This window comes from Acidaminococcus sp. BV3L6, from assembly GCF_000468835.1.
In the GTDB taxonomy this organism is placed as follows: domain Bacteria; phylum Bacillota; class Negativicutes; order Acidaminococcales; family Acidaminococcaceae; genus Acidaminococcus; species Acidaminococcus intestini.
Window position 1 is genome coordinate 1 of sequence record NZ_AWUR01000003.1, and the last position, 12,701, is coordinate 12,701.

At 49.4% G+C, this 12,701-nt stretch carries 8 protein-coding genes; 7 read left to right on the top strand and 1 reads right to left on the bottom strand.

The window, feature by feature from the left end; translation table 11 throughout:
- Positions 1 to 18 precede the first annotated feature (18 nt).
- Positions 19 to 1,704 carry a sigma-54-dependent Fis family transcriptional regulator gene (locus tag HMPREF1246_RS00145; RefSeq protein WP_016459974.1) on the top strand — a complete coding sequence of 562 codons (1,686 nt, stop codon included), beginning with the start codon at positions 19 to 21 and terminating at the stop codon, positions 1,702 to 1,704.
- A gap of 39 nt (positions 1,705 to 1,743) precedes the next feature.
- Here the strand turns inward: HMPREF1246_RS00145 and HMPREF1246_RS10645 are convergent, their stop codons facing one another.
- Entirely contained in the window at positions 1,744 to 1,923 is a 180-nt protein-coding gene (locus tag HMPREF1246_RS10645) for a hypothetical protein (protein WP_231368181.1), read from the bottom strand.
- A gap of 78 nt (positions 1,924 to 2,001) precedes the next feature.
- Between HMPREF1246_RS10645 and HMPREF1246_RS00150 the strand changes: the two genes are divergently transcribed.
- The 6 genes from HMPREF1246_RS00150 to hutI all read left to right on the top strand — a co-directional run bounded on the left by HMPREF1246_RS00150 (position 2,002) and on the right by hutI (position 12,485).
- Positions 2,002 to 3,591, top strand: coding sequence for a BCCT family transporter (locus tag HMPREF1246_RS00150; RefSeq protein WP_009016140.1), 1,590 nt, complete (start codon positions 2,002 to 2,004; stop codon positions 3,589 to 3,591).
- Between the two features lie 4 nt (positions 3,592 to 3,595).
- Positions 3,596 to 5,122: a histidine ammonia-lyase gene (gene hutH, locus HMPREF1246_RS00155; protein WP_021736354.1), complete on the top strand. Its 1,527-nt coding sequence runs from the start codon at positions 3,596 to 3,598 to the stop codon at positions 5,120 to 5,122.
- 658 nt (positions 5,123 to 5,780) lie between these two features.
- Positions 5,781 to 7,091 (top strand): Na+/H+ antiporter family protein, encoded by a 1,311-nt coding sequence (locus HMPREF1246_RS00160; protein ID WP_016459975.1) that lies wholly within the window; start codon positions 5,781 to 5,783, stop codon positions 7,089 to 7,091.
- A gap of 130 nt (positions 7,092 to 7,221) precedes the next feature.
- Positions 7,222 to 8,784 carry a histidine ammonia-lyase gene (gene hutH, locus HMPREF1246_RS00165; protein WP_014128085.1) on the top strand — a complete coding sequence of 521 codons (1,563 nt, stop codon included), beginning with the start codon at positions 7,222 to 7,224 and terminating at the stop codon, positions 8,782 to 8,784.
- Positions 8,785 to 9,063: 279 nt separating this feature from the next.
- On the top strand, positions 9,064 to 11,112 hold the full coding sequence (locus HMPREF1246_RS00170; RefSeq protein WP_009016136.1) for a urocanate hydratase: 2,049 nt from the start codon (positions 9,064 to 9,066) through the stop codon (positions 11,110 to 11,112).
- 122 nt (positions 11,113 to 11,234) lie between these two features.
- Positions 11,235 to 12,485, top strand: coding sequence for an imidazolonepropionase (gene hutI / locus HMPREF1246_RS00175; RefSeq protein WP_009016135.1), 1,251 nt, complete (start codon positions 11,235 to 11,237; stop codon positions 12,483 to 12,485).
- Positions 12,486 to 12,701: the final 216 nt, after the last annotated feature.

Below are 12,701 nucleotides of genomic sequence, written 5' to 3' on the forward strand. Positions count from 1 at the left end.
GCAAAAAGAGGTGAGCCTATGACATCAATCTTTGACCTGGCCATTTTTCTTGGCGGTGACGGTGTTATTTTTCAGGTATTTTTTGGCATGGCCTGGACTGGACAGCGGGACGCGGCCTTTTATGTAGGTCAGAAAGTGGGGAGCCTGCCAGGCTTTATTTGGAATGCAAAGGATATGACCCTTTCCTATGAAGGAGAAACGTATGGCTATACTTCCTTTGGTATCCCCCAGGGAACTTGTTTCCTTATAAAGAAGGAAGACATTCAAAAAAAGCTCATGGCTGCTGCTCTCGATGCCTCACCGGATATTATCCAGCTCTACACCAAAAGCGGCGGCATCTCCTTTTTCAATCAAACGAGCCGCCGCTTCCTGGGAATTCCCCTTGAAGACAGTGTGGAAGGACAGGCTCTCCTTGATGTTTTTTCCTTGGATCCGGATTACAGTTCTGTCTTTACAGCTCTTAAAAGCGAAAATCCCGTCCATCACCGCTACGACTCCTACAAGTCAACGACTGGAAAGGAGCTCATGACCGTTGTAGAAGCAGAACCTGTCTTTGACGAAAAGGGCAGTCTGATTGGGGCCTTTTCCGTGGAGCGGGACATGAAGTCTGTCAAGACTCAGCTACAGGTTCTTCATGAAGTGGAAGCCATCCTGATGCGGCATCTGACAGAAGATTTTACCGTCAAAAGTGATGCCCACTACACCTTTGACGATTTTATCGGGTCTTCAAGCGTTCTTCGGGAAACCCTTCGCCTTGCCCAGAAAATGGCGCTTCGGGACATGAACATCCTCATTGAAGGGGAAACGGGGACGGGAAAGGAAATCCTTGCCCAGAGCATCCATCAATATAGCTCCCGGAAGAAGGAAAAATTTATCGCCGTGAACTGTGCGGCTTTTCCGGAAACCCTCATTGACAGTATGCTCTTTGGTACGGTCAAGGGTGCTTTTACAGGCGCCACGGATAAGATTGGTCTCATCGAAGCGGCAAATCACGGAACCTTGTTTCTCGACGAAGTGAACTCCATGAGTCCTCTCATGCAGGCAAAATTGCTCCGCGTCCTGCAGGAAAAGACGCTGCAGCGGATAGGAAGTACCCGTTCTATTCCCATTGATGTCCGGATCCTTTCCTCATCCAATGAGGATGTGTATCGCTTAAGTCAAGAGGGGAAGATGCGTCAGGATCTGTTTTATCGTTTATCTTCCCTTATCCTTGAAATTCCGCCTCTCCGCAGACGGATGGAAGATCTGCCGGAGCTCGTCCAATATTTTATCGACCACCATCCACATCTGACGGCTCAGCCCATCCATGAACTAACGTCCAAGTTTTGGCGCCGTCTTTTGGAACATGATTGGCCAGGCAACGTGCGGGAACTCTTTCATATCTTGAGCTATGCCATCAGTGTATCCCAAAATGGCATACTCGATGAACGTGATTTTCCCTCTTATTTTCTGCGTCATTCCGCTCCTTTGGAACGAAAGGAAACCGGACGGGAAGAGATGGATCCGGTTCCTGCAGCAGTGGGAAGGACCTTTGCCGAGCAAATGGACGATTTTGAACGGAACCTTTTGTGGAATACCTATCTATCCTGCGGGAAAAACGTAACAAAAGCAGCGGAGGCCCTAGGTCTTACGCGGCAAAATTTCCAGTATCATATGAAGAAGTTCCAGGAAACGGAAAGCGGGGATAGGCTATTAGATAAATAGAAATATTGGCGCCAGAAAATCTTGCTGCAAAAAATTCTTCTAAGAAAAAAGTAGGAAGCGCTTGGAATGATGGGAAAATGAATTCATGCCAAGCGCTTTTTGTACAAGATCTGCAAGATAAGTAACAGAACCTATTGGCTTGGCAGACCCCTGAACTCTTTTTTTAGTTGGCATGGCTTTTGCAATATACTTTAGTAAAGAAATGGCTGACTTAGCCAAAAGAAGAGGGAGGGTCATGGGGCATCCCGTCCGCTTTCTTGGTAAAACCTTGTATGTGCCCTTGGAGGTTGAAAGATCATGGATGGAAAGAAGGAAAGAGCTGTACGCTGGGATGTGTTCATTCCCTGCTTCCTTGTGATTGGCGGCGCCGCCATCTTAGGTGTTGTCAATAATGCATGGCTGACAAAAGTTACGTCCGCTATTTTTGGCTGGTCATTGGAAACGTTTGGATGGCTCTATCAATGGGTCGCTTTAGGGACGTTGCTCCTCATTACAATCTTGGCATTTTCTCCCCTGGGCAAGATTCGCTTCGGCGGGCCCCATGCCAAGGCAAAATTTTCCTTTGGCGCTTGGTTTGCCATGACGCTTACCGGTGGAATTGCAACTGGCCTCATTACCTATGGTGTCAATGAACCTATCATTTATTTGGGAAATATCTATGGTGAACTGGAAGGCTCGGGGATTGAGCCCTATTCCCAAGAAGCTGTCTTTTTTTCCATGGCCCGCTGCTTCTATAACTGGACCTTCATTCCCTATGCCATGTATGCCTTGAGCGGTGTGATCATTGCCTACATGTATTACAATCGGCATGAAGAACTTTCGGTCTCTGCTTCCCTAACACCTTTATTCGGGGAAAAGGTAACAAAAGGCGTCTTTAAGTCCGTTGTCGATACTCTTTCCGTCCTAGCCATTGGTCTTGGTCTTGCGGCTTCCTTAGGCGCGGGCCTTGCCCTTGTTGGATCTGGCCTTACCGCCGCTTATGGTATCAGTCAGGGTCCTTCTGTCTGGATCATCCTGACGGCTATTATTACGGCGACGTTCACAATTGCTTCGGTTCTTGGCATTGATCGGGGAATCAAGTGGCTGGCCAACCTGACGACAAAGATTTTTTATTTGCTGCTTTTCCTGCTTATTATCATTGGCCCGACGGTTTATATCTTGAACCTAGCCAATGTAGGTGTGGGCTACTGGCTTGACCGTTTTTGGACATGGGGGCTTGATCCCTATATTGCAGGCGGCAAGGCGCTTGTGACCTGGTGGACCATGTATGACTGGGCCATTTGGATTGCCTATGCACCGCTCATGGGGATTTTCTTTGCCATGATCGCCTATGGCCGCACCGTTAAGCAATTTTTGCTCATCAACTGGATCTTGCCGGCCGTCTTTGGCCTTGTTTGGTTTGCCGTTTGGGGCGGCACCGCTCTTGATTGGCAGCTTTCCGGCCGTGTTGACATCGTAGGGGCCATTAAGACCGGCGGCGCCGTGGCTGGGATCTGGACCTTCCTTCAGGCAATTCCTTTGGGATCGCTCCTGGTTCCTGTTATCATTGTCACACTCATCGCTGCCTTCTCTACGACGGCCGATACGATGTCCACGACGATTGCCGCACTTTGCACGGCTGGTGCCCGTCACGATGAGGAACCGGCTCTTTGGCAGAAGGTGGTCTGGGGCGTTTCCATCGGCGCCATTGCCTGCATCATGGTTGCTTTTGGCGGCGGTGCCCAAGGAGTTGACGGGGTCAAGTTCCTTGCAGCCTGTGGGGGATTTGTGGTTCTAGCCATCTTTATTCTTCAGGTACTGGCTGCTGTCAAGGTCTTCTTCTTCGACAATCAGACGAAAAAGGATATTGTAGACAGTGTTGACCAAGTAGAAAGGGAAGGAAAGTGATCGTATGGGAGCGATTTGTCTGGGCAAACACCTCTGCCTCAATCAATTTATAGACATTGTTCGCCGTCACGCCAAGGTGGAATTTTCGGCAACTTATCGAAACCGGGTCAATGCGTCCCGGGCTTTGGTGGAAAAATGGGTGGATGAAGAAAAAGTCATGTACGGGGTGACAACCGGTTTTGGTGCCCTTTGCACCAAAGCCATCGATAAGAAGGAAACGGCCCAGCTCCAGACCAATATCATCCTTTCCCATTCGACATCTGTGGGGGCGCCCCTTTCAGAAGAAGTGGTACGGGGCACGCTGCTTATGATGCTCCAGAACTTGGGACAGGGCTATAGCGGTGTGCGCCTGTGCGTATTGGAGCAGATCCGGCAGTGCCTCAATCTCGGAGTGATCCCCTGGGCCCCGGGGGAGGGAAGTGTCGGCTATTTAAGCCCTGAGGCCCATATGGCCCTTGTCCTTACGGGGCGAGGGAAGGCGTGGTCAGGCGGGGAGCTTTTATCTGGTGCGGAGGCGCTTAAGAAAGTCGGCCTTTCTCCTCTTGAACTATCAAGTAAGGAGGGGCTTGCGCTCGTTTCGGGAACGACATCACCGACTGCAATGGCAGCCATCGCTCTTTATGATTTCCTTAAGGCGGCCAGAACGGCTGATGTTATTGGCGCCATGAGTGTAGAAGCCCTCGAGGGCGTCATGAATGCTTTTGATGAGCGGGTCATGTCTGTGCGCCCTCATCTAGATCAAGGAAAAACAGCGGAAAACGTCAGAAATTTTCTTGCTGATTCTGCTGTCATCAAAAAGGCGGCAGGAAGCCGGGTTCAGGATGCCCTTTCGCTGCGCTGTATTCCCCAGCTTCATGGAGCAGCAAAAAAGACATTGAACGACGCGCTCGTAAGCATCGAAACGGAGATCAATTCCTGCTGCGACAATCCAATTATCTGGCCAGGGAAGAAGGACGCTGACGTTATTTCAGCCTGCAATCCGGATTCTTCCTACGTCGGGCTTGCCATGGATTCATCTGTTATCGCAGCCACCATGCTGGCAAAGATGTCGGAGCGGCGAAACAATCGTCTGATTGATGGCAGTCTTTCAGGTCATCCATGGTTCCTGATCAAAAATCCGGGCCTTAATTCCGGTCTTATGATTCCTCAATATACCCAGGCTGGTCTTCTCAACGAAATGCGCATCCTGTCAACCCCGGCAAGCATTGACAATACACCGACTTGCGGCAATCAAGAAGATTACGTGGCCATGGGGTATAATGCAACCAAAAAAGCGCTCATTGCAGCAGAAAAACTTGAATATATCCTTGCCATTGAACTCCTGTCTGTTTATGAGGCCCAGCCATTTGTTCAACCTGGTATCAAGCGGGGAAAAGCGTCTGCTAGGATTTTAGCGGAAATTGGCAAGAAAGTACCCGTCATGGAAAATGATATGTTCCTTTATCCCCATATCGAGTGGCTGCGGGATATGATCCATGAAGGCAGGATCATCGACTGGGCAGAAAAAGGGATGGGAAAGAAACTGAACTGAAACAGAGGACGACTGTTGATACGGGACCACAAAGAAATGATGCGTTCATTTCTTTGCGGTCCTATTTTTGTGTGATATGCTGGGAGCGGTATAAAAAGCAGGGAGAAGGAGAAAGTTTACGTTCTTTTTACTCATTGATTGATGAAACATTCCTTCTATATGGAAAAAGGGGCACCATTACTTATGACGTGTATGGGCATCCAGAACGAAAAAATGCTAAATAAGGGAGTAAAAATGGACTTTATAAAATTTAAAGAAAATTAAGAGGGAAAATAGAAAAGAAAATAAACTCTTTATTATTCGATATGATATAAATAAAAATATAAGTAATACCTATTATATTCGTAATTTTACATTTGAGAAAAAGCAAATCATCTAAAATGATAAACTGTATACAGAATGCAGTTATAAAGAAATAATGGCTCTGTGAGCCTTTTGTGACGGTAAAAGTGCTTTAGCGTGGTATATCATTGTCTTTCGTCAAAAAAATTCGGCTTTTTGCAGAAAAGAAAAATAACTGACAACAAAAATCTTTTTGACGTTTTTTTGTCAGACACTGACTAAAATGAAAACGTAAATTAACAGGAAGTTGAGCAGGCAGCTTCCCGATGATTTGATTGGTACGGAAAAACCAAAATGAAAAGGAGTTGAGGATTACATGGATATTTTGACCAACCCAATTGTCATATCTGTTGTTGTCATGTCTGCCCTCTGCTTGATGAAAATGAACGTACTGCTGGCCATCCTGATTTCCGGTGTCATTGCTGGATTGACGGGCGGCATGGATCTTCCCAAGACATTCAGCACCCTTATTGCTGGGATGGGGGGAAACTCGGAAACGGCTTTGAGCTACATTCTGCTGGGAATCTTGGCCGTTGCCATTGGCCGCTCCGGGTTGGCTGATATTGCAGCCCGCAAGATTGCAAAGGCTGTCGGCACAAAGAAGATCCTTTTCTGCTTCACCATTGCTTTCTTTGCCTGCTTCTCCCAGAACTTGATTCCTGTTCATATTGCTTTCATTCCTATCTTGATCCCGCCCCTGCTGCACGTTATGAACAAAATGAAGCTGGACCGCCGTGCCGTTGCCTGTGCACTGACCTTCGGCCTGAAAGCTCCGTATGTTTCCCTGCCTGTTGGGTTTGGTCTGCTTTTCATGACCATCATCAAAGATCAGATGGTTGCCAATAAAGTGGATGTAGGAATTGGAGATATTTCTTCCGTTATGTGGATCGGCGGTGCTTCCATGCTTGTGGGTCTTGTCTTGGCCGTTATGCTCTATGGCACGAGAGACCGTGAATATGAAGATCTGCCCATTGCTGGTGCCAATGAAATTTCCGAAGAAGATGTCAAGATGTCGGCTGATTGCTGGAAGGCCCTTGCTGCTGCCATCGTTGCCTTTGTTGCCCAGCTTCATTTCGAATCCCTGCCGATTGGTGCTTCCTGTGGACTTCTTGTCATGATCCTTACGGGTGCCATCAAATGGAAAGAAATCGACAAATACGTTGATGGCGGCGTTGCCATGATGGGCTTCATCGCTTTCGTTATGCTCGTAGCTGCTGGCTATGCTCAGGTCCTTCGTGAAACCCACTCTGTGGAATCCCTTGTCAATGCGACGACGGCTGTCATCAACACCAAGCTGAGCGGTGCTATCGTCATGCTCCTTGTTGGGCTGCTCATCACTATGGGGATTGGGACTTCCTTCGGGACCATCCCGGTTGTCGCCTCCATTTACATTCCTATGGGCTACAAACTTGGTTTCTCGACTGGCTCCATCATCCTGCTCATCGGTATTGCTGCCGCTTTGGGTGATGCTGGCTCCCCGGCTTCTGACTCTACCTTGGGCCCGACGTCCGGTCTGAATGCAGATGGTCAGCACAACCATATTTGGGACACCTGTGTACCTACCTTTATCTTCTACGATATTACCCTGCTGATTGGCGGCGTCATTGGCGCCATGATTCTCGGGTAAGGCTTTACCTGGCCGGCTGCCCCTTCCCTGCAAAGAGGCAGCCGATTCCTTTGGAAATTCTCTCTTTTGTAATGCTGGATCCATACATTCCATAAACCATGTGCTTATCTTGTAAGGAGGATGACGAACAATGCTGTTGAAAGATGTAAAGAACATTAAAGAAGTAGTCCTGACCGGAAATGACCTTTCCCTCGAAGAATTGGTGGCTGTCAGCCGCTACGACGCCAAGATCAAGGTCGATCCTGACGCTATTGACCGCATCAAGGCTTCCCGTGCCCTTATCGATGATATCGTAGATAATGAAAGAGTTGTTTACGGGGTGACAACCGGGTTCGGTTCCCTTTGCCGTGTTTCCATTTCCAAGGAAGACTGCAGCCAGCTCCAGGAAAACCTCATCCGCACTCATTCCTGCGGTTATGGCAATCCCCTGTCCCGTGAAGTGACCCGCGCTGCCATGCTGATCCGCGCCAATGCTTTGGTCAAAGGGTACTCCGGTATCCGTTTGGAAACTTTGAATGTTCTCGTCGATATGATCAACAAGGGTGTTCATCCCTATATTCCCGAAAAAGGGTCCCTCGGGGCTTCCGGTGACCTTGCTCCGTTAGCTCATATGGTCCTTCCGATGCTTGGATTGGGTGATGCTGAATATCAGGGCAAACTGATGAGCGGCAAGGAAGCCATGGATCGCGCTGGGATCCCGACCATCCGCCTTGTTGCCAAGGAAGGTCTGGCCCTCATCAATGGGACTCCGATCCTGACGGCTATGGGTACCTTCGCCCTTTGGGATGGCATGCTCCTTCTCAAGCAGAGTGATATCGCTGCTGCCCTTACGATGGAAGCTAACCGCGGCATCATTGATGCTTTTGACGAACGGCTCCATACGATCCGTCCTCATCGCGGCCAGCTTGATACGGCCTACAACATCCGCAGCCTCCTGAAAAACTCTACCTACGTTACCCATCAGGGGGAACTGAAGGTTCAGGATCCGTACTCCCTCCGCTGCGTACCGCAGATCCACGGCGCCAGCAAGGATGCCCTGGGCTTTGTCAAAGAAAAGGTTGATATCGAAATCAACTCCGCTACGGATAACCCCATTGTCCTGCCTGATGGCGCAGTCATCTCCGGAGGCAACTTCCATGGTGAACCGATGGCCCTTCCTTTTGACTTCCTTGGTATTGGTCTTTCGGAAATTGCCAACGTTTCGGAACGTCGTTTGGAACGGACCATCAACAACTCCCTCAGTGGGTTCCCGTCCTTCCTCGTTGCTCATCCGGGCCTGAACTCCGGCTTCATGATCACCCAATATGCAGCCGCTGCCCTTGTCAGTGAAAACAAGGTTCTTGCCCATCCGGCATCGGTCGACTCCATCCCAAGCTGCGAAAATCAGGAAGATCTTGTTTCTATGGGCGCTGCGGCAGCCCGCAAAGCGGGAGAAATCTGCTTCAACGTCCGCCGCGTGATTGCAACGGAAATCCTCGCCGCCTGCCAAGCTATCGACCTGCGTGCTGGTGAAGGCTTCAAACTGGGTGATGGTACACAGGCTGCTTACGACACGGTTCGTAAGACCAATGCCTTCATCGCTTATGATAAGGATATTGAAATGTTCAAGGAACTCGAAAAGATTACGGACGTCGTCAAGCGTGGTGACATCCTTGAAGCCGTTGAAGATAAGGCAGACCTCAAGTTCTTCTGATCCATACTTTGAACCGGAGTTATCGGTTACACAAGAGCAGCGGCCTTGGGCGGCTGCTCTTGTTCATAAGGCGGAAAAGTACTTCCTTTTTGGACGGTTTTTCTGACGGTGAAGCGTTTTTCCGTCAAAAAACAGTCGGAAATATTTTTAAAATGATTTTCTTTGACTGTTCAAATTCGACGTTTTTTAGATGATGAATCGATAGAATAAGGTCGTAAACGAGATGGGGGAAAAGCCCCGTTCATCAGGATATCGTGTGAAAGAAGGAGTGGTTACGACATGAAAAATGCTGATATCGCAAAGGCAATGACAATCAAACTGGAATTCCCCAATGGACTTCCTCCGAAGAAACCTTTCCAGGAAGGCATCCGCAGAGCCCCTGACCGCGGCTTCCGCCTCAGCCCTGCCCAGACTGAACTGGCACTGAAAAATGCCCTGCGCTACATTCCTGAAGAATATCATGATGAACTCATCCCAGAGTTCCTCGAAGAATTGACGACTCGCGGCCGTATCTATGGCTATCGTTTCCGCCCGGAAGGCCGCATCTATGGCAAACCAATTGATGAATATAAAGGAAAATGCACGGAAGGCAAAGCTTTCCAGGTCATGATTGACAACAACTTGGACTTTGAAGTTGCCCTCTATCCGTATGAACTGGTCACCTATGGTGAAACAGGATCCGTCTGCCATGACTGGATGCAGTACCTTCTGATCAAACGCTACTTGGAAGAAATGACACAGGATCAGACCCTTGTCATGGAATCCGGTCATCCCCTGGGCCTCTTCCGTTCTAAACCGGAAGCTCCGCGTGTCATTATTTCCAACGGTATCATGGTTGGCGAATATGATAACCTCCATGATTGGGAAATCGCCGAAGAAATGGGCGTTGCCAACTATGGTCAGATGACTGCTGGCGGCTGGATGTATATTGGCCCTCAAGGGATTGTCCATGGGACCTTCAATACGATCCTCAACGCCGGACGTATGAAACTGGGGATTCCAGAAGATGGGGACCTGGGCGGCAAACTCTTTGTCACGAGCGGCTTGGGCGGTATGAGTGGCGCTCAGGGCAAGGCGGCTATCATTGCTAACTGCGCAGCCATCATTGCTGAAGTCGATGCATCCCGCATCAAGACCCGTCTTGATCAGGGCTGGATTACGGGAGTCTCTGATTCCATTCCGGAGGTCATCAAATTGGCTCAGGATGCAATGGCTAAAAAGGAAGGCAAAGCCTACGCTTATCATGGGAACATTGTCGACCTTCTTGAATATATCGCTGACCATGATGTCCATGTTGACCTTGTGTCCGACCAGACCAGCTGCCACAACGTATATGACGGCGGATACTGCCCGCAGGGCCTGACTTTTGAAGAACGTACGAAGATGCTTGCCGAAGATCCCAAGCATTTCCGTGAACTCGTTGATAAGACCCTCCATGCCCATTACAATGCACTGAAACGTATTACCAGCAAAGGAATCTATTTCTTTGACTATGGCAACTCTTTCATGAAAGCTGTCTTTGATTCCGGTGTAACGGAAATCTCCAAGAACGGCGTTGATGATAAGGACGGCTTCATTTGGCCGAGCTATGTCGAAGATATCATGGGACCGCAGCTCTTTGATTACGGCTATGGCCCGTTCCGTTGGGTCTGCCTGAGCGGCAAGCCGGAAGATCTGCATAAGACCGATATGGCTGCCATGAGCTGCATCGATCCGAACCGTCGCTATCAAGATCGCGATAACTACATCTGGATCCGCGACGCTGAAAAGAACAAGATGGTCGTTGGTACCCAGGCCCGTATCCTCTATCAGGATGAAATCGGCCGTGTCAATATTGCCCTCAAGTTCAATGAACTGGTCCGCAAAGGTGAAATCGGTCCTGTCATGATGGGACGTGACCATCACGACGTATCCGGTACGGACTCCCCGTTCCGTGAAACGAGCAACATCAAAGATGGCTCCAACGTTATGGCTGATATGGCCGTTCAAACTTATGCGGGTAACGCGGCCCGCGGCATGAGCCTTGTTGCCCTCCACAATGGCGGCGGCGTCGGGATTGGTAAAGCCATCAATGGCGGCTTCGGCCTTGTTCTTGACGGCAGCCACAGAGTTGATGAAATCATTCGCAGCGCACTGAGCTGGGATGTTATGAGCGGGGTTGCCCGCCGCAGTTGGGCCCGCAACGAACATGCTATGGAAACGGCTGTTGAATTCAATGGTACCCGCGCTGGGATTGGGCACCTGACGATTCCTTACTTGGCTGATGATAAGAAGGTCAAGGAGGCTGTTGCCAAGGTATATCCGACGGCTCATGTCATCAAAGATTGAGTTTCCCTTCAATTCCTCTTCAACTTCATCATTTTGGTCGGGAGATTGCTGCCTTAAGGCGGCAATCTCTTTGACGATATGATGGGGGAGTCTTCTCCCCCCCTCTGAAAAAGGAGCCCACTATGACGAAAAAAGTATTGATTCGCAATGCATCCCAAATTGTGACGCCCCAAGGCCATTCGGCCTGCTTTGGCAAGGCAATGGGTGATGTCAAGGTCTATGAAAATACTTCCATCTTTATCGAGGATGGAATCATCAAAGGAATTGGTGACCCAGCCCAATGGGAAAAGGAAGTTCCCCGGGAAAACCAGATCGATGCTGCTCACAAAGCGGTCCTCCCCGGATTTGTTGATTCCCATACCCACCTTGTTTTTGGCGGATATCGTCCAGATGAATTTCTCTGGCGTATGGGCGGGATGAGCTATATGGACATCATGAACCGCGGCGGCGGAATCATTAACACCATGAAAGCAACTCGGGAAGCGTCGGAAGCGGAACTTGCCGATCATGCCATGGACCATCTCAAGAAGATGCTCGCCATGGGTGTGACTACGGTCGAAGCCAAAAGCGGTTATGGGCAGGACTACGACACAGAAATCAAGCAGCTTCATGTGACGCGGAAGCTGAATGCTTCCCAGCCGATTGAATTGGTTTCTACCTTCCTTGGGGCCCATGCGGTCCCGCCTGAATATAAAGGGCGCAGCAAAGCGTTTCTGGATTTCCTCCTAAAGGAAGTCATGCCTGTTGTCAAAAAGGAAAACCTTGCCGAATTTTGCGATATTTTCTGTGAAGAAGGGGTTTTCTCCGTTGACGAAAGCCGTCAGTACCTTAAGAAAGCCCGGGAGATGGGGTTCAAGCTCAAGATCCACGCAGATGAGATCGTATCCCTTGGCGGTTCGGAACTTGCTGGTGAACTTAAAGCCACAAGTGCAGATCATCTCCTTCACGCGTCCGATGCAGGCATCAAGGCCATGGCTGAAAATGGTGTCGTTTCGACCCTTTTGCCGACGACCGCGTTCTGCTTGCGTGAACCTTTTGCCCGGGCTCGGGAGATGATTGACGCGGGTTGTGCCGTGGCGCTTGCAACGGATTTCAACCCGGGAAGCGGCTTTACCTTCTCCGTACCGCTCATGCTTGGCCTGGCTGTGATCTATATGCATATGACGGCCGAGGAAGCCATTACGGCCCTTACTTTGAATGGGGCTGCTGCCGTAGGGAGAGCTGACCGGATTGGGTCCATTGAAGTCGGTAAACAGGCAGATCTGACGATTCTTCAATATCCTTCCTATAAGTTCCTCCCCTATCATACAGGCGTCAACATTGTAGAAAAAGTCATCAAGAAAGGTGAGCTCGTTCATACGGCTTCCGTTTAATCAAAGGAGGCTCCTGCTTTCGGGTGGGAGCTTCCTTTTTTGCCTTTTTGCGCGGCGCAAGGCTTTTGTATGCTACTTCTCTAAAGACGTAAGGAAAAGCTTCGATCATCCAAACTGCAAATTGCGGAAACGGTAGGAAATAAGCCAACGTTACGACCGGATTCCTTTGTCATATCGGCGTTTTTATATTATAATGGAGGAGACTTTGAGTAATGA